This window comes from Peterkaempfera podocarpi, assembly GCF_042466665.1.
GTDB classification, from domain to species: Bacteria; Actinomycetota; Actinomycetes; order Streptomycetales; family Streptomycetaceae; genus Peterkaempfera; species Peterkaempfera podocarpi.
In genome coordinates this window covers 780,520-799,913 of the sequence record NZ_CP162102.1, presented here as the reverse complement: position 1 = coordinate 799,913, position 19,394 = coordinate 780,520, and the positions used below count along the sequence as shown (strand labels likewise).

The 19,394-nt window shown below is 69.8% G+C and carries 15 protein-coding genes and 1 pseudogene; 8 read left to right on the top strand and 8 right to left on the bottom strand.

Annotated features, from left to right (window positions below; genetic code table 11):
* Positions 1 to 44 precede the first annotated feature (44 nt).
* From AB0761_RS03705 to AB0761_RS03680, 6 genes are all read right to left on the bottom strand, one after another.
* On the bottom strand, positions 45 to 1,085 hold the full coding sequence (locus tag AB0761_RS03705; RefSeq protein ID WP_377267448.1) for an NAD(P)-dependent alcohol dehydrogenase: 1,041 nt from the start codon (positions 1,083 to 1,085) through the stop codon (positions 45 to 47).
* Positions 1,086 to 1,121: 36 nt separating this feature from the next.
* On the bottom strand, positions 1,122 to 1,901 hold the full coding sequence (locus AB0761_RS03700) for an SDR family NAD(P)-dependent oxidoreductase (RefSeq protein WP_377267447.1): 780 nt from the start codon (positions 1,899 to 1,901) through the stop codon (positions 1,122 to 1,124).
* Positions 1,902 to 1,938: 37 nt separating this feature from the next.
* A complete protein-coding gene (locus AB0761_RS03695; protein WP_377267446.1) occupies positions 1,939 to 3,111 on the bottom strand; it encodes a thiolase family protein in 1,173 nt (390 codons plus the stop codon).
* Positions 3,112 to 3,226: 115 nt separating this feature from the next.
* Positions 3,227 to 3,982: an SDR family NAD(P)-dependent oxidoreductase gene (locus AB0761_RS03690; RefSeq protein WP_377267445.1), complete on the bottom strand. Its 756-nt coding sequence runs from the start codon at positions 3,980 to 3,982 to the stop codon at positions 3,227 to 3,229.
* A 37-nt stretch (positions 3,983 to 4,019) separates the two neighbouring features.
* The gene (locus AB0761_RS03685; RefSeq protein ID WP_377267444.1) at positions 4,020 to 5,192 is read right to left on the bottom strand and encodes a CaiB/BaiF CoA transferase family protein; all 1,173 of its coding nucleotides are present in this window, start codon (positions 5,190 to 5,192) and stop codon (positions 4,020 to 4,022) included.
* Positions 5,193 to 5,465: 273 nt separating this feature from the next.
* On the bottom strand, positions 5,466 to 6,329 hold the full coding sequence (locus AB0761_RS03680; RefSeq protein ID WP_377267443.1) for a LysR family transcriptional regulator: 864 nt from the start codon (positions 6,327 to 6,329) through the stop codon (positions 5,466 to 5,468).
* Between the two features lie 100 nt (positions 6,330 to 6,429).
* Between AB0761_RS03680 and AB0761_RS03675 the strand changes: the two genes are divergently transcribed.
* From AB0761_RS03675 to AB0761_RS03655, 5 genes are all read left to right on the top strand, one after another.
* Positions 6,430 to 7,317, top strand: coding sequence for a TauD/TfdA dioxygenase family protein (locus AB0761_RS03675; RefSeq protein ID WP_377267442.1), 888 nt, complete (start codon positions 6,430 to 6,432; stop codon positions 7,315 to 7,317).
* 182 nt (positions 7,318 to 7,499) lie between these two features.
* Complete coding sequence (locus AB0761_RS03670; RefSeq protein WP_377267440.1) at positions 7,500 to 8,546, top strand: MBL fold metallo-hydrolase; 1,047 nt, start codon at positions 7,500 to 7,502, stop codon at positions 8,544 to 8,546.
* Between the two features lie 44 nt (positions 8,547 to 8,590).
* Positions 8,591 to 9,472 (top strand): acyl-CoA thioesterase, encoded by an 882-nt coding sequence (locus tag AB0761_RS03665; protein ID WP_377267439.1) that lies wholly within the window; start codon positions 8,591 to 8,593, stop codon positions 9,470 to 9,472.
* 122 nt (positions 9,473 to 9,594) lie between these two features.
* Positions 9,595 to 10,827 carry a TetR/AcrR family transcriptional regulator gene (locus AB0761_RS03660; RefSeq protein ID WP_377267438.1) on the top strand — a complete coding sequence of 411 codons (1,233 nt, stop codon included), beginning with the start codon at positions 9,595 to 9,597 and terminating at the stop codon, positions 10,825 to 10,827.
* 457 nt (positions 10,828 to 11,284) lie between these two features.
* The gene (locus AB0761_RS03655; protein WP_377267436.1) at positions 11,285 to 13,741 is read left to right on the top strand and encodes a SpoIIE family protein phosphatase; all 2,457 of its coding nucleotides are present in this window, start codon (positions 11,285 to 11,287) and stop codon (positions 13,739 to 13,741) included.
* A gap of 149 nt (positions 13,742 to 13,890) precedes the next feature.
* Here the strand turns inward: AB0761_RS03655 and AB0761_RS03650 are convergent, their stop codons facing one another.
* Together AB0761_RS03650 and AB0761_RS03645 are read right to left on the bottom strand one after the other, a co-directional pair.
* Positions 13,891 to 14,019, bottom strand: coding sequence for a hypothetical protein (locus AB0761_RS03650; protein ID WP_377267434.1), 129 nt, complete (start codon positions 14,017 to 14,019; stop codon positions 13,891 to 13,893).
* Positions 14,020 to 14,246: 227 nt separating this feature from the next.
* Positions 14,247 to 14,918 carry a TetR/AcrR family transcriptional regulator gene (locus AB0761_RS03645; protein WP_377267433.1) on the bottom strand — a complete coding sequence of 224 codons (672 nt, stop codon included), beginning with the start codon at positions 14,916 to 14,918 and terminating at the stop codon, positions 14,247 to 14,249.
* A gap of 663 nt (positions 14,919 to 15,581) precedes the next feature.
* On the opposite strand from AB0761_RS03645, the pseudogene AB0761_RS03640 reads away from it, so the two are divergent.
* The 3 genes and pseudogenes from AB0761_RS03640 to AB0761_RS03630 all read left to right on the top strand — a co-directional run bounded on the left by AB0761_RS03640 (position 15,582) and on the right by AB0761_RS03630 (position 19,384).
* Positions 15,582 to 17,167, top strand: a pseudogene (locus AB0761_RS03640) (methylmalonyl-CoA mutase).
* 31 nt (positions 17,168 to 17,198) lie between these two features.
* Complete coding sequence (locus AB0761_RS03635; protein ID WP_377267431.1) at positions 17,199 to 17,807, top strand: biotin transporter BioY; 609 nt, start codon at positions 17,199 to 17,201, stop codon at positions 17,805 to 17,807.
* A 2-nt stretch (positions 17,808 to 17,809) separates the two neighbouring features.
* A complete protein-coding gene (locus tag AB0761_RS03630; RefSeq protein WP_377267430.1) occupies positions 17,810 to 19,384 on the top strand; it encodes an acyl-CoA carboxylase subunit beta in 1,575 nt (524 codons plus the stop codon).
* Positions 19,385 to 19,394: the final 10 nt, after the last annotated feature.

The window sequence follows — 19,394 nt, the reverse complement described above, 5'->3', positions numbered from 1 at the left end:
TTGCGGACAGTGGGTGGTGTGCCGTCGTACGGGCCGGGTGCCTGTCAGTCGTGCGGAAGGACGACCGCGCGGCCGTTGACCTTTCCGGCGTGGAGCCGCGCGTAGGCGAGCGGTGCCTCGTCGATGCCGTAGGTCTCGGTGTGGATGTGCACTGCGCCGGCGCGGGCCAGCTCCATCACCTCGTGGAGCTCCGGCAGGGTGCCCCAGTAGGGTGCGACCGCCGAGACGCCGTATGGCACCGCGCCGATGCCCACGGGAAGAACGCCGCCGGCGATGCCGACCATGGCGATGTCGCCCGCGATGGCCACCGACTGCGCCGCGATGGCCGCGGTCGGCGACGCACCGACGAAGTCGAAGACGGCCTCGGCGCCCAGCCCGCCGGTCAGTTCCCGGATCCGCCGGGCGGCGTTGCCGTCGGAGAGAACCGCCTCGTGGGCGCCCACCTCGCGGGCCAGCGCCAGCTTCTCCTCCGTTACGTCCAGGGCGACGACCTGCGCCGCGGTCAGTGCACGCAGCAACTGGACGGCGACATGGCCGAGGCCGCCCGCGCCGATCACCACCGCCGTGCTGCCGGGCACCAGCTTCGGCAGCGAGCGCTTGATCGCGTGGTACGGGGTCAGGGCCGCGTCGGTGAACGACACGGTCGCCACCGGGTCGAGTTCCCCCAGCGGCACCAGGTGCCGCGAATCGTCGACCAGCAGGTACTCCGCCATCGCGCCGGGCGCCCCCACGCCGGGCGGGCTGATGCCTAGCCGTGCCGAGTGCGGGCAGTAGTTCTCCTGGCCCGACGCGCACTGGCGGCAGCCGCCGCAGCCCCAGGGCGCATACACCACGACCGCATCGCCCTCCGCGAGTCCGGCGACCCCGTCGCCGAGGGCGGCGACGGTGCCGGCTGCCTCATGGCCCAGGGTCATCGGCAGCGGGAAGCGGAACCGTTCCGCGGGCAGGCTCATCAGACCGATGTCGGAGTGGCAGGCCCCGGCAGCGGTGACCTTCAGGAGCACCTGCCCGGGGCCGGGTTCGGGGGTGGGGACGGCGGCGACCTCGGGGGCGCACCCGAGGGTGCGGTACTGGACGGCCTGCATGTCGACTCTCCGTGCTTGTGATTCGGTTCGTGCCGGTCAGCGGGCGGTGTAGGCGCCGTCGACCAGGTGGTAGCCGCCGTGCACGAAGGAGGCGCGGTCCGAGAGCAGAAAGGCAATCAGCTCCGCGACCTCCTCGGCCCGGCCGAGCCGCCCGGGCGCGTGCTGGGCCACCAGCGCCGCGCGGTACTCCTCACTGGCCCGGCTGAGGATCGGGGTGTCGATGAACCCGGGGGCGACCGCGTTGATCCGGATTCCCTCGGCCGCATACTCCAGCGCAGCGGTCTTGGTCAGACCCACCACGGCGTGCTTGGACGCCACATAGGCGCTCTGGCCCTTGGTGCCGACGGAGCCCATCACGGACGAGATGTTCACGATCGCGCCCCCGCCCGCCGCCAGGATCGCGGGAATCTCGTAGCGCATCGAGTAGAAGACGCCGTCCAGATCGGTGGCAATCACCCAGCGCCACTCCTCCAACGGGTAGTCACCGACCGAGGCACCGGAACGCCCGCCGATGCCCGCGTTGTTGACCGCCAGATGCAGCCCGCCCAGGCTGTCGACGGTGGCGCGCACCGCGGCCTCCACCGATGCGGGATCGGTCACGTCCAGCTGGACCGCGACGGCGCGGCCGCCGCCGGCCTCCACCTCGGCGACGGCCTTGCGGGCGCCCTCCGCGTTGAAGTCGGCCACGGCGACCGCCGCGCCGCCCGCAGCAAGGCGGCGGACGGTGGCCAGGCCGATACCCGAGGCGCCTCCCGTGACCAGGGCGGCCTTGCCGCTGAACTCGGTGGCGTAGTCAATGACAGGGAGGACGGACATCGGGGTGGTCCCTTCGGGGTACAGCTGAACGGTCGAGTCAGAGAAGTTCGAGGATGGTGGCGTTGGCCATCCCGCCGCCCTCGCACATGGACTGCAGGCCGTAGCGGATGCCGTTGTCCTTCATGTGGTGGACGAGGGTGGTCATCAGGCGGGCGCCGGAGCCGCCGAGCGGGTGGCCGATCGCGATGGCGCCGCCATTCGGGTTGAGGCGGGCGGAGTCGGCACCGGTCTGGCGCTGCCAGCCGAGCGAGACGCAGGCGAAAGCCTCGTTGATCTCGAAGGCACCGATGTCGTCGATGGTGAGGCCGGCGCGTTGGAGTGCCTTCTCGGTGGCCGGGACGGGGCCCTTGAGCATGGTCACCGGGTCCGTGCCGGTGACCACCGCGGTGTGGATACGGGCGAGCGGGGTCCAGCCGTTGCGGGCCGCGATCTCGCTGGTGGTGATCAGCATCGCGGCGGAGCCGTCGGAGATCTGGGAGGCGTTGGCAGCCGTGACCACTCCGTCTTCCGTGAAGACCGGCCTGAGCTTGGCCATGCTCTCCAGGGTGCCGCCGCGGCGGACGCCCTCGTCGGTGTCGAAGACGCGGGGGTCGCCCTCCGCGTCCGTGACGGTGACCGGTGCGATCTGCCCCGTGAAGCGGCCGTCGTCGATGGCGCGGGCGGCCTTCTCGTGGGAGTCCAGCGCGTGCTGGTCCAGTTCCTTCCGGGACAGACCCCACTCGGCGGCGATCATCTCGGCGCCGACGCCCTGGTCGAAACGGAAGTTGTCGTACCGCTCGTTGACTGCGGATCCGTAGAGTTCGCCCCACTGGCCGTCGCCCATGGCGGAGAACGTCGGTATCCGCGACATCGACTCCACGCTGCCCGCCACCGCGACGTCGTACTGGCCGGCGATGACCCCGGCAGCGGCGAAGTGCACCGCCTGCTGGGACGAACCGCACTGCCGGTCGATGCTCAGGCCGGGGACGTGCTCCGGCCAGCCGGCGGCCAGCGCCGCATACCGGCCAAGCGCGGTGCTCTGCTCGCCGACCTGGGAGACACAGCCCCAGATGACATCGTCGATCAAGGCCGGGTCGAGTCCGGTGCGCTCGGCCAGCGCCCGAAGGACGTGCGCGGACAGGTCGGTGGGGTGGATGCCGGAGAGCGCGCCGCCCGGCTTGCCCTTGCCGATCGGCGTGCGCACCGCGTCGACGATGACTGCATCACGCATGTCTGGGTCCCCTCGGAAGGTTGGGATCCGATGCCGGGGCGGCCGGTGGCCGGCGCGACGTGGCCAGGGCTCCGCCCCGGCATCGGAGGTGGGTGGGCAGCGCAGGTGCTGCTGATTACCTCGGGGCCATGCGGATGGCGCCGTCGAGTCGGATGACTTCGCCGTTGAGCATCGGGTTGGCGATGATGTGCTTGGCGAGGGCGGCGTACTCGTGCGGGTCACCCAGCCGGGAGGGGTGCGGGACCTGGGCGCCGAGGGAGTCCTGGGTGGCCTGCGGCAGTCCGGCCAGCATGGGAGTGCGGAAAGTACCCGGGGCGATCGCCATCACGCGGATCTTGAGGCCTGCCAGGTCGCGTGCGATGGGCAGGGTCATGCCCGCCACACCGGCCTTGGAGGCGCTGTAGGCGGCCTGGCCGATCTGGCCGTCGAAGGCGGCGACGGAGGCGGTGTTGATGACGACGCCGCGCTCGCCGTCGACCTCCTCGGTCCTCGCCATTTCGGCGGCGGCCAGCCGCAGGACGTTGAAGGTGCCGACCAGGTTGATCCGGACCACCCGCTCGAACAGCCCAAGGTCGAACGGGCCCTGTTTGCCGACGGTACGCGCCGCGGGGGCGATGCCGGCGCAGTTGACGGCGACGCGGAGTGGGGCGAGTGCGGTGGCGGTGGCGACGGCGGTTGCCACGTCTGTTTCGTTGGTGACGTCGCCGGGGGAGAAGACGGCGCCGATCTCCTTCGCGACGGTTTCGCCGTTGGAGCTGGGGAGGTCGAGGAGGACGACCTTGGTGCCGTCGGTGGTCAGGCGTTGGGCGGTGGCGAGGCCGAGGCCGGAGGTGCCGCCGGTGACGACGGCGGAGATACCGGTGGTCTGCATGGGGGTGCTCCGATTCCCGATGGTGTTGACGGGGGTGCTACTTGACTGTGCCGTCGGTGCGGAGAGCCGCGATGTGCTCGGGGGTGTATCCGGCTTGTGTGAGCACCTCGTCGCTGTGGCTGCCGACGACCGGCGCGGGGGCGGGCTCCGGGGCTGGCGTGCGGGAGAAGCGGGGGGAGGGCGCTGGCTCCCAGCTGCCGTGGGCGCCGATGCGGTAGGTGCCCCGAGCGGTGTTGTGCGGATGGAGGGGTGCTTCGAGGAGGGAGAGGACCGGTGCGACGCAGGCCTCCTGGCCATCGAACTCCTTGGCCCACTCGTCACGGGTGCGGGTCGCGAAGACGGCGGCGAGCTTCTCCTTCATCACCGACCACTTCGAGCGGTCGTTCTGCCCGGCGAAGTCGGGGTCGTCGGTGAGGCCGAGGACGCGGATCATCGCGGCGTAGAACTGCGGTTCGACCGGGCCGACGGCCATGTGCCTGCCGTCGGAGGTGCGGTATGTGCCGTAGTAGGGGGCCGCACCGTCGAGCATGTTGGAGCTACGGGTGTCCTGCCAGGTGCCCTGGGCGAGGAAGCCGTACATCATGGCGAGGAGGGTGGCCGAGCCGTCGGTCATGGCGGCGTCGACGACCTGGCCGTGCCCGGTGGTACGGGCGTTGATGACGGCGGAGAGGATGCCCAGGGCCAGCAGCATGCCGCCGCCGCCGAAGTCGCCGACCAGGTTGAGCGGGGGGATCGGGTCGTCCGGTGTGCCGATGGCGTGGAGGGCACCGGTCAGGGCGATGTAGTTGATGTCGTGTCCGGGCTCCTGAGCCATCGGACCGTCCTGCCCCCAACCGGTCATCCGGCCGTAGACGAGGCGGGGGTTGCGCGCGATCAGGTCGTCCGGGCCCAGCCCGAGGCGCTCGGCGACGCCGGGGCGGAAGCCCTCGAACACCGCGTCAGCGGTGTCGGTGAGGGTGCGGACCACCTCGATGCCCTCGGGACTCTTGAGGTCGATGGTGATCGAGCGGCGGTTGCGGTGCAGCACCGGCATCCGGTTGACCTGTCCGGCTTCGGCGGGGCGGTCGATCCGGACGACCTCCGCGCCCAGGTCGGCCAGCAGCATCCCGCAGAACGGACCCGGACCGATCCCGCCCAGCTCGACGATGCGGACGCCGGCGAGGGGCCCCCGGCCCTGGGCGGCGCGCTGCGTGCTCTCGATGTGTCCCATGAGATTCCACTTCTCTTGGTCCGGCCGACGGCCGGAACTCTCGTCGGAGTCTCCCCGGCGTGCGGCCTGCGGGACTGATCAAGTTAATTTTGAATACGAACACTGTCTAGATGGACCAGGTCGATTTACGTGTGACTTCAGCTACAAGTAAACGCTGTGCATAGGTAGACCGCGTAGCGACGGGCAGATGTGGTGCAGGGCGCCCGGCGGATGTGCGGGGCGTCCTGGGCAGACAGGGATGGGCCCTGCCAGGTGCGGGGCGGCACCCGCCGTTCAGGAGCGGGCCGCCGGCCCGCCTGCCGTACCCGCCTCGTCCGTGTTGCGCACGTCGGTGCGCCGGGCATGCCGGAGGAACTCCCGTACCAGCGGATTCGGATCCCCGGCCCGTACGGCGAACCCGATGGTCATCCCGGTCAGGCCGACCGCCCGGCGGAAGACGACGCCGTGGACCGCTCGGTGCTCGCTGTACTCCGCTGCGGTGACGCCGATGCCCTGACCGGTGGCGACCTCGGCCAGCCATTGGTGCACGCTGCGGGCCCGCACCGCCGGTTCGCCGATGTTCCAGCGGTCAAGGAAGGAGACGGTGGGGACGTCGTACCCGACCAGCGGCAGCTCGCGCAGCTGCTCGGCGGTGATGGTGTCGAACGCGGTGAGCGGATGGCCCTGGGGGAGCGCCACACAGGCCTCGGAGGTCTGGATGTGCACCGTGTCGAGTCCAGTCAGGCCGTTGGGGAGCAGTACGACCGCGGCGTCGCTGGACCCGCTCAGCAGACCGGCCGAAGGGTCCTGCCACGAGGTCTCCTGCAGCTGGATCTTCACCTCGGGGTGCCGCTGCTCGAACGAGGTCAGCACCCGCTGCGCCGGCGCCCGCAGCCCCACCGGGATGAACCCGAGTCGCAACACTGCCGACTTGCCGGCCGCGGCCAGCCGGACCCGTTCAACAGCCGCCTCCGCCTCGGCGACCAGGCGGCGGGCGTCGCCGAGGAACACCTCGCCTGCATCAGTGAGGGAGACGCGCTTGGTGGTGCGCTCCAGCAGGGCGACCCCGAGCTCGGACTCCAGCTCCCGGATCTGGCGGCTGAGCGACTGCTGGGCGATGAAGTAGCGCAGCCGGCGGGTTCCCAGATCCACAGCCATCTGCTGTTGGTACCACAGAGAACCGGTGCTTCTCACGGCCGCCGGCCGCCCCTACGGTCGCAGCAGCCAGTGCGACCAGCCACGAGGACAAGGACGTTCGATGGAACTGAAGCTGATGCGCGGAGGAGTCCGGCAACTGGAGCGGACCATTTTCGCAGAGCCCTACAGGCGCTTCGAGGTGCGCCCGGTCACCGAACTGATCGGCGCCGAGCTGCACGGTGTGGACCTCGGCCGCCGGCTCGACGACGAGCTGGCCGGGGAGCTGCGCCGGGCGCTGCTGGAGTGGAAGGTCATCTTCTTCCGCGACCAGGAGCTCACCTCCGACAGCCACCTGGCGCTTGCCCGGGTGTGGGGCGATCCGGAGGCCAACCCGTTCTTCCCCATCGGCGACCAGGTGGGCATCTCGCGGCTGGCCAAGGGCGGCGACATGGTCGGCATGGAGAACGTCTGGCACTCCGACCACTCCTTCCTGGCCACCCCGGCCCGCGGTTCGGTGCTCCGGGCCATCGAGGTGCCGGAGAGTGCCGGCGACACCATGTGGGCCGACATGGCGGCCGCCTACGACAATCTTCCGGACGAGGTGAAGGAGTTGGTGGACGGCCTGGAGGCGGAGCACGACTGGTTCCACAGCTGGGGCAACCACATCCCGGTCGAGAAGCGGGACGAGATCCGCAACCGGCTCCCCGCCGCGGTGCACCCGGTGGTCAAGGTGCACCCGCTGACCGGCCGCCGGACCCTCTACGTCAACGAGCCGTTCACCACCCGCGTCCTCGGCATGCCCGAGGACGAGAGCAACCGGCTGCTTGACTACCTGCGCTGCCAGGCCCGGGTGCCGGAGTACCAGGTGCGCTTCCGCTGGCAGCCCAGGGCCGTGGCGATCTGGGACAACTGGGCCGTCCAGCACTACGCCATCAACGACTACTACCCGAAGCGCCGGGTGATGGAGCGAGTGGCCGTTGCCGGGCACGGCTGGAACGGGGATGCCTGAGCGAGGCGATGGCTTGCCGGGAACCCTTCGCTTTGAGTTAGCCCACATTGACATCACTGGTTGACCATCGCGATGATCAGCTGAAATCACGTTTTCATCGGCTTCCCTGGGCTGAGTAGGAACGGACCTGACGGCGTGGGGATCGGGGCCGGTGGACTGCCCGGCGCCGATGAAGGAAGCCCATGACCATCGAGATCACCGGTAGTGCGCAGTGGGAGGCCTGGCAGGCGAAGGTGCTCCCGCCCGTGGAACGAGTGGCTGACGGCCTGTGGTCCATCCCGGTGCCGATCCCGGACAACCCGCTGCGGTACGTCCTGGTCTACGCCCTGGAGTGCCGTGAGGGCCTGGTCCTGGTGGACGCAGGGTGGGACGACGACGTCTCCTGGCAGGCCCTCACCGACGGCATCCGCACCATCGGAGCCCACATCACGGATGTGCGTGCGGTCCTGGTCACCCACCACCATCCCGACCACCTGGGGCTGGCCGGCCGGGTGCGGGAAGCGTCGGGCGCCTGGGTCGCGCTCCACACTCTCGACGCTGCGGTCGCGCGCCCCGGACTCTCACCGGAGGAGCGGTCCGAGGACATCCGGAGCCACTTGGAGCTGCACGGGATCCCCGGCGACGAGGCACGCCGCACCGTGGACCTGCTTGATGTTGGGCGGGCTCTTCAGTCCCCCGCGCCGGACGTCCTGCTGGAGGACGGCGAGGAGATCCGCCTGCCGGGGCTGGAGCTGAAGACCATCTGGACACCGGGCCACAGCCCCGGGCACTCCTGTTTCTACCAGCCGGATCGCCGACTGCTCTTCTCCGGAGACCACGTACTGCCCCGCATCACCCCGCAGATCGCGGTCTACTCACAGACCGCGGGCGACCCGCTCGCGGACTTCCTGCGGTCGCTGGAGCGGCTGGAGACGTTCGAGGTGGACGAGGTCTTGCCGGCCCACGAATACCGCTTCGGCCGGTTGGACCGGCGGCTGGCCGACATGACGCGTCACCACATCGAGCGACTCGCGGAGCTCCGGGCAGCCGCTCGGGAAACCCCCGGGCGGACCGCCTGGGAGCTCTCCGCCCGACTGGCTTGGTCGCGCCCCTGGGAGTCCTTCGACGCGACCAGCCGCCGCTTCGCCATGGCCGAGACCATCGCCCACCTGGTGCTGCTGGAGAACCGCGGCGAGCTTCGGCGCGGTGCCGACCGCCCGGTGCGCTGGTACCCGGCCGCCACCATCTGACCCGCCCCCTGCGGTGACCGCCACCGAACCCGAGGAGAACGCCCATGACCCAGCCCCTCCTGCCGGGGCGCGAGCCTGCCGACCGCTGGCCGGCCGTGGACCTCGACGACCTCCTGGACACCCGTGCTGCCGTCACCGAGGCCACACCGGGCCGCTTCCTGGTCCGCAACGTCCGCTCGACCAGCCCCCGCACCCTTGGTGCGCAGCTGATCGGTCAGACGGTTGCCCTGGCCGAGCGCTCCTTCCCGGGAATGGCCGTGCAATCCCTGCACACGGTCTTCCATCGCGGCGGCGACTCCGGGCAACCGATGGAGGCCCAGGTCGAGACCGTCCAGTCCGGCCGCGTCCTGGCCACCGCCCAGGTGACCTACCACCAGCAGGGTCGGGAGCACTGCCGCGCACTGCTGATGCTCTCCCGCGAGGAGCCCGACTTCCTGCGCCACGGCACCACCCTCCCCGACGGCGTGCTCGGCCCGGACGCCTGCGAGGAGTTCGACTGCGGCCTGGTTCCCTGGGAGACCCGCACCGAGGGCGGCAGCGCCGCCTGGGACCAGGAACAGGCCCGCCCCGCGACAGTCGACATCTGGATGCGCTGCAAGGAACTTCCGTACGACCCCTCGGCCTCCCGCAGCCTGCTCGCCCACGCCTGTGAGGGCTTTGTGGTGCCGGTGGCCACCCGACCGTACCCGCAGGCCGAACTGGACTGGCGCGGCGGCCGAGGTGTGACGGTGCTCCTGTCCCAGACCGTCACCTTCCATGAGCGGTTCTCCCTGCGCGACTGGGTGCTGCTGCGGTCGGAAAGCGTCTACGCAGGCCACGGCCGGATGCACGGCCGCCTCCAGGCGTACGCCAACGGGCGCCTGGTGGCGTCGGTCAGTGCGGACGCGCTGATGCGTGCCGCATCCCCTGGGCATCCCGTCGGCTGAACCGAAGCGCCCTCGCCGCCCCGTACCATCGACCTGGTCGACGCGTCGTCGGACCACCGTGACTGCTGGCAGACCGGTGCCGGCGACGGCGGTCGGATGGACGTTGCGAGGAAGGACCGTTGGTGCCCGAGGACCAGACCACCGCCCCGGTGCGCAGACAGCGGCCCAAGGACCGGAAGCAGCAGATCGCCGAGAACGCCGGCCGCCTCTTCGTCAGCAACGGCTTTCACGCGGTGCGCATGGAGGACATCGCCTCCGCCTCGGGGATCACGGTGCGGGCCCTGTACCGCCACTACGCGCACAAGCAGGCGCTCCTCTCCTATGTGGTCCATGCAGGCCAGGCCCGCTATCTCGCGGCGATCCGCCAGTCGTCCGGTGCCGGTGCTCCGTTGGAGGGACTGCTGCATGGTCTCGCCACCGCGGCCCTGGACAGCCGGGACCTGACCCTGCTGTGGCAGCGCGAGGCACGTCACCTGGATCCGGAGGACCACGACGAGGTGCGCCGTGTGCTCGTCAGGATCGCTGCCGATGTGTCGGCAGCTGTCCAGGACCACCGCGAGGATCTCCCGTCCGACTCCGTTCGGCTCCGGGCCTGGGCCGTCCTGGGCGTCCTTGCCGCACCTGGCCAGTACCGGGCCTCGTTGCGGCGGCCGGATTTCGACACCCTGCTGGCGGCAGCCTGCCGGGCTGCGGTGGAGGCACCTGCCGGGGCCCGCGCTACGGCCCGGCAGGTTACGCCCGGGCCCTTGCGGATGCTCGGCTCACGAAGGGAGCAGTTGCTCGCCTCTGCCGCCCAGGCCTTTCGCGGCTGCGGCTTCGTCGGTGTCGGTATCGATGACATCGGGGCCGGACCGGGCGTTGCCGGGCCCGCGCTGTACCGGTACTTCGACAGCAAGGCTGAGATCCTGGCTGCCCTGGTCGTCCGGCTCGAGGAGTGGTTGGCCCTGGAGTCGCTCCGCGCGCTGCGCTCCGCCGACAGCGACGCCGAGGTCCTCCGCGCACTGGTTGCGGGATACGTCCGGGTGGTACTCGACGCACCCGACATGGCTGCGGTCGCTGTGAGCGAAGCCCTGCATCTGCCCGACGAGACCCGTAATCGCCTGCACAGGCTCCGTCAGGACCGTGAGGTCGAGTGGACCCGCTGGCTCGGGATCCACCGCCCGGGACTGCCGGCGACGACCGGGCGGATGCTGGCGGCCCTCGCCGTCTCGGTCGTGAACGACATGGTGCGTGCACCGCAGTCGCTCAACGTGCAGGCGAAGGCGGATGAGCTGGTCGACATCGCGCTGGCAATCATGCTCGACACCGGCGTCGCCTCAGACCCCGAGCCCCGGCAGAGGAAGGCCGGGGCCTGACCGACCCGGGTGGGTTCCCGACCTGTCAGCGGGGACGCAGCGCCGATGGCCTGGCGGCTCGGTGCGGATCCCGTGCCGCCACTCCACCGGGACGAGAGCCAGTTCCGCACAGCGCTCAGCGACCACCTCCTTGCGGAACGGGCGGTTGAGCCGCTACCACTGCGGCACGGCGGGGTCCACGGAACGGACTGGCCGGGAGGTCTGCTGCCTCCGGCGGCGGCCGCGGGTCGGTGACCGGCAGGGACCGCGACGTCATACCCGCCAGGGATGCCGAGTTGCTCGCGGTCCGCCGTGAGAACGCGGGCTACGGGCCCACTTGATCAGACATGCAGGTGAGTGGATGTTGGGCTCCAGTCGGGGCTCAGAAGCCCGGTGCCGGGCTGCCCGGGTAGTTCGTGATTGAAGATCGGCGCCCCCGGGAAGGGTTTTCCTCCTGGGACAACACAAGTGAGCGATCATGGACCCACACCGTTCTGCCGGGGACGACCTGTCGGACCGATCCACCCGTCACGCAGTGGGCGCAGCGAGGGCCACCGTGGATCTGCGGGGCATCGTCACCGCGTGGAACCAGGAGGCCCAGCAACTGCTGGGATATGGGTCGGGGGAGGTGGTCGGCCGGCCGGCCGTGGACCTGCTATGCGAAGGCGTCAGCGAAGCGGAACTGCGCTCCGCCGCTGCGCGGGGTCGGTGGCGAGGCCAGGCGGCGCTGCGGCATCGGGACGGCAGCCGGCTGGAGGTGGGGCTGCTGGCCCACCGTCGTGAAGCGGCCCCCGCTGTCGAGGAGTGGCTCCTGGTCACCCCGCTGCAAGGGACGGAGCCGCACCCCCAGGACGACGAGCTGACCGCATGGGCCTTCCGGCAGTCGCCCTGCGCGGCCGTGGTCTACGACACCGATCTACGGCTGCGGCGGGCCAACGCGATCGACGAGCAGCTGGTGGACCTCACCGAGGAGGAGATGCGCGGTCTGAGACTGGTGGATTTCCTGCCGTATCCCGAGTCCGAGGTGATGGAAGCCCATATGCGCCTCGCTCTGCAGACCGGCGAACGGCAGCAGGTGGAGCTCTATTGGCGAGCCCCCGGTCAGAGTCGTGCGCATGCCTGGTCGATCCTGCTCGCCCCGCTCAAGGACGAGGCAGCCCAGGTGCGCGGGGCCTGCCTGGTCGCCCTCGACACCACCGAGGCGTACGAGGCCCGGCAGCGGCTGCTGCTGCTCAGCGACGCCGGCGCCCGGATCGGCAGGACCCTGGATGTCACACACACCGCAGAGGACCTGGTCGCTGTGGCCGTTCCCTGCCTGGCCGACCTCGTCACGGTCGGTCTGCTCACGTGTCTGGACAGCGGCATCGATCCGCCCCCCAGCCCCTACCGTGGACCGGTCGACCTGCGGCGGATCGCCCATGGATCCGTTCTCGAAGGCTGCCCCGAGAGCGTGGTGGCCCTGGGTGGGTTGGACCCCTGCCTGCCTTCCTCACCGTCGGCCCGGTGTCTCGCGGCGGGCCGGGCGGTGCGCTACGAGCTGTCCGAGTCCGCGCTTGCACAGTGGGCGATCGAGCGCCCTCAGCGAGTCGCGCAGGTTCGTCGGTACGGAATCCACTCCGCCATGGCGGTACCGCTGCTGGCCCGCGGCGCGGTCCTCGGCGTGGTGCTCCTCGCCCGGCACCGGCGCCCAGAGCCGTTCACCGAGGATGATGTGATGTTGGCCGAGGAGCTCGCGGCCAGGGCCGCCGTCTGCATCGACAACGCCCGCCGCTACACCCGCGAGCGCAACGCCTCCCTGACCCTGCAGCGCAGCTTGCTGCCCCCCGACCTGCCCCGTCGGACCGCGCTGGAGTGTGCTTCCCGCTACCTGCCCGCCGCCGGACAGCCCGGGGTCGGTGGCGACTGGTTCGATGTGATCCCACTGCCGGGAGCGCGAGTCGCCCTGGTCGTCGGCGATGTGGTCGGCCACGGCGTCCACGCATCCGCGGCCATGGGGCGGCTGCGCACCACGATCCGGGCCCTGGCCGATGTCGACCTCGCGCCTGACGAGCTGCTCACCCGTCTCGACGACCTAGTCATCCATCTGTCCGACGAGGCCGAGGACGCGGGTGACCTGGAGTCCGCCGCGGGAACTGCCGGGGCCATCGGTGCAAGCTGCCTGTACGCGGTGTACGACCCTATCTCCGGGCACTGCACGCTGGCCCGCGCCGGCCATCCGCTGCCCTTGGTGGTGACCCCGGACGGCACCGCTGACCTCCTGGAACTTCCGGCCGGCCCACCGCTCGGCCTCGGCGGTCTGCCCTTCGAGTCCATCGAGGTCGAACTCGCCGCGGGCAGTCTGCTGGCCCTCTACACCGATGGCCTGCTTGGCACCGGCTCGCCCGACCAGGCGCTGCAAGCGATGCGGGAGGTACTGGCCCGGCGCGAACCGTCGCTTTCCATCCTGTGCGACACCGTGCTGCAGAGCGTGTTGCACGACCGCCCTGCCGACGACGACGTCGCACTACTGCTCGCCCGCACCCACACACTCGGCGCCGACCAGGTCGCCACCTGGCAGCTGGCGGCCGACCCCGCTGTCGTTGCGCAGGCACGCAAACACACCGCCGAGCAGCTGACGACCTGGGGGCTGCACGAGGCGGTCTTCACGACCGAACTGGTCGTCAGTGAACTGGTCACCAACGCCATCCGCTACGGCTGCCCGCCGATCCAGCTCAGGCTCATCCGAGAGCGGTCGCTGATCTGCGAGGTCTCCGACGGCAGCAACACCGCACCGCATCTGCGCCGCGCCCGGGTCTTTGACGAGGGCGGGCGCGGACTGCTGCTCGTCGCGCAGCTCACCCAGCGCTGGGGCACCCGCCAGACCCACGCGGGCAAGACCATCTGGGCCGAACAGGATCTGGCCGTCGTGTCAGCGGACCAGGACCCGGCCCTCTGAGCCGGACTGTGCCGTGCGGTGCGATCCGGCGAACGGTCGGGGGTCTGCCGCGATTCTGCGGCAGGACCCGGACTGCTTCACCGCAGCGCGTGCGGCCACCGGCCGACCGCCCGCACTCGTCGACGGCCGGCGATCACGACGTGCACGGCCTACTCGATCACCCGACAGTTGGGGAAGTAGTCGTCGATGGCGTAGTGCTGGACACCCCGGCTGTTCCTTGAGGCGCTCATCGCCGGGGAACGTGCGTCGTCGGTCCCGGCGAACCCGACCGTGTGCAAGTCCTGGCAGAAGATCCCTCAGCCGGCCACGGCTCTGTACGGTTTGCTCTCCGATCACCAGGCCTGGATGTGTCGCCACTACCTGGACCGAACCGACCACTTGGGCACCCTGATGGAGTCGCTGAACGCGCGCGTCGCCACCCTGATGACCTTCTGCGATCAGGATCTGGAGGATCTCGACACCCGTGCAGCAGGTTGCGGACGTGGCCTGCGCGTATTGAGCGTTGTCACTCGCCGGTGCCCTCGATGAGGAGCCTGAGCGATGGGATCAACGCGTTGAGGTCCTGTCCGGTTCTGAAGGCGACGATCGTGGTGCCGTTGGCGTCAGTCGTCGGTGAGGCGAAGAGTGCCAGTACCTGGCGCAGGGCCTCGTCGACCTCTGCGACGGGGGCGGTGGATTCGCCCCGTAGCCACTGGCGCAGGACGTGGTTGTGCGCCGCGACCACCGCCGCTGCCATCAGTTCGGCTCGTAGGGATGCCGTTTTGGTCGAGTCACCCATCCAGTTGGCGATGAACTCGCGGAACAGTCGCTGGTAGCGGGCCACGCTGGCGATCTCGCGGTCGCGCAGCGCGGCCACCTTGCTGGTGAGTGCGTACCGCCGGCGTGCCAGGTCGCCCTCGTCGAGGTAGTGGAGCAGTACCAATCGGACGGCGTCGGTGACGGCGGCCAGCGCGGTGTCGTGACTGGAGGTCGCCAGCCGGTCCCTGATCAGCTCCAGCAGTCGGTCGTGGTCGGGGAAGATGACGTCCTCCTTCGATCCGTAGATTCGGAAGAAGGTCGTGCGTCCCAGCTGCGCCCGTTCGGCGATGTCGTCCACGGTGGTCTGTTCGTAGCCGCGCTCGTCGAAGAGTGCAAAGGCGGCGTCCGCGAGTCGATCACGCGCTGATGGCTTGCTCATGACCGCCGTGTTCCCCACTCCACTCGGGTTTCCTGTGGTCATGGTACTCAGTACCGCTTCTCCGGATGTCGAGCCCTCTAGTGGGACTCAGTTCTTTACAGTCGGTACTCAGTACCATTAAAGTGATTGTGAAGTCTTCAGCCAACCACTGGGGGGTGACGGCATGCTCAACGCAGCCAGACCCTGCACGGCTGACGTGCTGGACGCGGATGCGCGCGACGCATGCTTGCGTTATCAGCGGTGCCGGTGGTGCGGGACAACGGCATTTCGTCTGCTCCTGTGTCACACCTGCGGCCCTGCCGATCTCGAAGAGCTGCAGAGCGAGGGAGAAGGCGTGATCCTTCGCTGCGACAGGCGCAGCGCTCTGCGTCCCCGCACTTCGGCAGTCGTCCACATGGCGAAGGGGTTCAGACTGCGCGGCCACGTGATGGGATACGCCCGAGCGGTTCACCCCGGTGTCGGGGTCCGTTTGGTGTCGGCTCCCGACTCCGCCCAGGGACAGTTCAGGTTCGAGGTCTGCTCGGATCGGTACGCCCGTGATGACAGCACCCACGTCTGACTCCGCGGCCTCGTGAGCCCTGCCCCCACGAGCCGGAGACCGGCGGCGTTGTCGTCGATCGTCGACTGCGGACCTGAGTACCCAGTCCCATGAAGAGAGGTGCCATGAACTCCGGAGCGCTGACCGAGTCGGGCCTGCCTGTACAACCGGTCTACGACGCCGCCGCACTGGCGGGCTTCGACCCGGCCGCGAAGCTGGGTGATCCGGGCCGGTACCCGTTCACCCGGGGTGTGTATCCGTCGATGTACACCGGACGGCCGTGGACGATGCGCCAGTACGCCGGGTTCGGCACGGCGAAGGAGTCGAACGCGCGGTACCACGAGCTGGTGAACGCGGGTACCGGCGGCCTGAGTGTGGCCTTCGACCTGCCCACGCAGATGGGATACGACTCCGACGAGCCGCTGTCTCATGGTGAGGTCGGCAAGGTGGGTGTCGCCGTCGACTCCCTGGAGGACATGCGGACCCTGTTCCAGGGCCTGCCACTGGACCAGGTGTCCACGTCGATGACGATCAACGCCCCGGCGGCGACGCTGCTGCTGCTCTACCAGCTGGTCGCCGAGGAGCAGGGCATCCCCGGCAGCAGGCTTACGGGCACCATCCAGAACGATGTGCTCAAGGAGTACATCGCGCGCGGGACCTACATCTACCCGCCCCAGGAGTCGCTTCGCCTGATCAGCGACATCTTCGCCTACTGCCACCGCGAGATCCCCAAGTGGAACACCATCTCGATCTCCGGTTACCACATGGCGGAGGCCGGGGCGACGCCCGTGCAGGAGATCGCCTTCACCCTCGCCAACGGCATCGAGTACGTCCGCACAGCGATCGCGGCGGGTCTGGACGTGGACGACTTCGCGCCCAGGCTCTCCTTCTTCTTCGTCGCCCGCACCAGGCTGTTGGAAGAGATCGCCAAGTTCCGTGCGCACGCCGAATCTGGGCGCGCATCATGCGCGACGAGTTCGGGGCCAAGAACCCCAAGTCGCAGATGCTGCGCTTCCACACCCAGACAGCGGGCGTGCAGCTGACCGCACAGCAGCCCGAGGTCAACCTTGTCCGGGTCGCCCTCCAGGGCCTCGGCGCGGTGCTGGGCGGTACGCAGTCCCTGCACACCAACTCCTACGACGAGGCGATCGCACTGCCGACGCAGAAGGCCGCCCGGCTGGCTCTGCGCACCCAGCAGGTCATCGCCTACGAGACCGACATCACCACGACCGTCGACCCCTTCGCCGGCTCGTACGTGGTCGAGGCGATGACCGACGAGATCGAGACCGCCGTACGGGAACTGCTCCAGGCCGTCGAGGACCGCGGCGGCGCGGTGCACGCGATCGAGCAGGGATTCCAGAAATCCGAGATCGAACGCTCCGCCTACCAGACCGCCCTGCAGATCGACGGCCACGAACGCACCGTCGTCGGCGTCAACCGCTTCGCCCTGGACGAAGAGGAACCCTACGAGCCGCTGCGCGTCGACCCCACGATCGAGACCGACCAGTGCGAACGGCTGACAGTCCTGCGCAAGGAGCGCGACAACCAGGCCGTCCGCCGCGCCCTGGACGAGCTGCGTACGGCCGCGTCCGGCCCGGACAACGTACTGCCGGTCATGCGCGAAGCGCTGCGCCTGCGCGCCACCGGTGGCGAGGTGGCGCACGCGCTGCGCGACGTCTGGGGCGTATACACACCGCGCGAAACCTTCTGACCCAAGACCTTCCTCCTCCCAAAGGCCAGCTATGACTCTTGCCTACGACCTTTCCCCCCGGCGCCCTGTGCTCGCCGAGTCGCTGCTGCCGCGGGTGCTCACCCGTAGCGGCACCACTGTCCTGCTCGGTGCCGTACTGACCGGGTTGGCGGCGCAGCTGTCCATACCGGTCCCCGGCTCTCCGGTGCCGGTCACCGGCCAGACCTTCGCGGTGCTGGTGACGGCGACTGCTCTGGGACCGGCCCGAGGGCTTGCCTCACAACTCCTCTACCTGCTGCTGGGCGCGCTGGGGCTTCCTGTGTTCACCCAGGCCCAGCACGGCATCCACGCCCTTTTCGGTGCCACGGGCGGCTACCTGGTCGGATTCCTGGCCGCTGCGGCGATCGCGGGCTACGGTGCCCGCCGCGGGGCGGACCGGTCCCCGGTTCGAACCCTGGCATCCATGGTTCTGGCCTCCGGCGCCATCTACCTCTTCGGGGCGTCCTGGCTCTCGCTGTCCACGGGCATGTCGGCCGCCCAGGCGGTCTCGGTGGGCGTGGTGCCGTTCCTGTTCGGTGACGCGCTCAAGGCGCTGCTGGCCGCCGGGCTGCTGCCCAGTGCCTGGAAACTGCTGCGCCGCTTCGAGGGGAACGGGAGCTGACCATGGATTCGATCGACATCCACACCACCGCCGGGAAGATCGCGGACCTGCAGCGGCGGATCGACGAAGCCGTGCACTCCGGTTCCGCCCGCGCGGTGGAGAAGCAGCACGCCAAGGGCAAGATGACCGCCCGGGAGCGGGTGGCCCAGCTGCTGGACGAGGACTCCTTCGTGGAGTTCGACGAGTTCGCCCGGCACCGCTCCACCAACTTCGGCCAGCAGAAGCTCCGCCCCTACGGCGACGGCGTGGTGACCGGCTACGGCACGGTGGACGGCCGGCCGGTGGCGGTCTTCGCGCAGGACTTCACGGTCTTCGGCGGCTCGCTGGGCGAGGTCTTCGGCGAGAAGATCGTCAAGGTGATGGACTTCGCGCTGAAGACCGGCTGCCCGGTCATCGGCATCAACGACTCCGGCGGCGCCCGCATCCAGGAGGGCGTGGCCTCCCTCGGCCTGTACGGGGAGATCTTCCGCCGCAATGTGCACGCCTCCGGGGTGATCCCGCAGATCTCGCTGATCATGGGCCCCTGCGCGGGTGGCGCGGTCTACTCCCCCGCGATCACCGACTTCGTGGTGATGGCCGACCAGACCTCGCACATGTTCATCACCGGCCCGGACGTCATCAAGACGGTCACCGGCGAGGACGTGGGCTTCGAGGAGCTGGGCGGCGCCCGCGCCCACAACACCAAGTCCGGTGTGGCGCACCACATGGCGGCCGACGAGAAGGAGGCCGTCGAGTACGTCAAGGCCCTCCTGTCCTATCTGCCCTCCAACAACCTGGAGGAGCCGCCGGTCTACCCCGAGGAGGCCGACCTCGCCACCTCGGCGGAGGACCTGGAGCTGGACGCCGTCGTCCCGGACTCCGCCAACCAGCCGTACGACATGCACAAGGTCATCGAGCACGTGCTGGACGACGGCGAGTTCCTGGAGACCCAGGCGCTCTTCGCCCCCAACATCGTCACCGGTTTCGGACGGGTCGAGGGCCGGGCGGTGGGTGTGGTGGCCAACCAGCCGATGCAGTTCGCCGGCTGCCTGGACATCGACGCCAGCGAGAAGGCGGCCCGCTTCGTCCGCACCTGCGACGCCTTCAACATCCCGGTGCTGACCTTTGTCGATGTGCCGGGCTTCCTGCCGGGCGCCGGCCAGGAGTGGGACGGGATCATCCGCCGCGGCGCCAAGCTGATCTACGCCTATGCCGAGGCCACCGTGCCGCTGGTCACCGTGATCACCCGCAAGGCCTTCGGCGGTGCCTACGACGTCATGGGCTCCAAGCACCTGGGCGCCGACCTCAACCTGGCGTGGCCGACCGCCCAGATCGCGGTGATGGGCGCCCAGGGCGCGGTCAACATCCTGCACCGCCGGGAGATCGCCGAGGCGGACGACCAGGAGACCCGGCGGGCCGAGCTGATCGCCGACTACGAGGACACCCTGCTCAACCCGTATGTCGCCGCGGAGCGCGGCTACATCGACGCGGTGATCCTGCCCTCGGAGACCCGGCAGCACATCGTCCGGGGGCTGCGGGCACTGCGCAACAAGCGCGAGGCGCTGCCGCCCAAGAAGCACGGGAACATCCCCCTCTGACCCCCCTCCC

What these genes read in the sequence shown, in the direction of transcription:
- AB0761_RS03705 (WP_377267448.1), bottom strand. Translation starts at nt 1,085, where the DNA reads ATGCAGGCCGTCCAGTACCGCACCCTCGGGTGCGCCCCCGAGGTCGCC.
- AB0761_RS03700 (WP_377267447.1), bottom strand. Translation starts at nt 1,901, where the DNA reads ATGTCCGTCCTCCCTGTCATTGACTACGCCACCGAGTTCAGCGGCAAG.
- AB0761_RS03695 (WP_377267446.1), bottom strand. Translation starts at nt 3,111, where the DNA reads ATGCGTGATGCAGTCATCGTCGACGCGGTGCGCACGCCGATCGGCAAG.
- AB0761_RS03690 (WP_377267445.1), bottom strand. Translation starts at nt 3,982, where the DNA reads ATGCAGACCACCGGTATCTCCGCCGTCGTCACCGGCGGCACCTCCGGC.
- AB0761_RS03685 (WP_377267444.1), bottom strand. Translation starts at nt 5,192, where the DNA reads ATGGGACACATCGAGAGCACGCAGCGCGCCGCCCAGGGCCGGGGGCCC.
- AB0761_RS03680 (WP_377267443.1), bottom strand. Translation starts at nt 6,329, where the DNA reads ATGGCTGTGGATCTGGGAACCCGCCGGCTGCGCTACTTCATCGCCCAG.
- AB0761_RS03675 (WP_377267442.1), top strand. Translation starts at nt 6,430, where the DNA reads ATGGAACTGAAGCTGATGCGCGGAGGAGTCCGGCAACTGGAGCGGACC.
- AB0761_RS03670 (WP_377267440.1), top strand. Translation starts at nt 7,500, where the DNA reads ATGACCATCGAGATCACCGGTAGTGCGCAGTGGGAGGCCTGGCAGGCG.
- AB0761_RS03665 (WP_377267439.1), top strand. Translation starts at nt 8,591, where the DNA reads ATGACCCAGCCCCTCCTGCCGGGGCGCGAGCCTGCCGACCGCTGGCCG.
- AB0761_RS03655 (WP_377267436.1), top strand. Translation starts at nt 11,285, where the DNA reads ATGGACCCACACCGTTCTGCCGGGGACGACCTGTCGGACCGATCCACC.
- AB0761_RS03645 (WP_377267433.1), bottom strand. Translation starts at nt 14,918, where the DNA reads ATGAGCAAGCCATCAGCGCGTGATCGACTCGCGGACGCCGCCTTTGCA.
- AB0761_RS03635 (WP_377267431.1), top strand. Translation starts at nt 17,199, where the DNA reads ATGACTCTTGCCTACGACCTTTCCCCCCGGCGCCCTGTGCTCGCCGAG.
- AB0761_RS03630 (WP_377267430.1), top strand. Translation starts at nt 17,810, where the DNA reads ATGGATTCGATCGACATCCACACCACCGCCGGGAAGATCGCGGACCTG.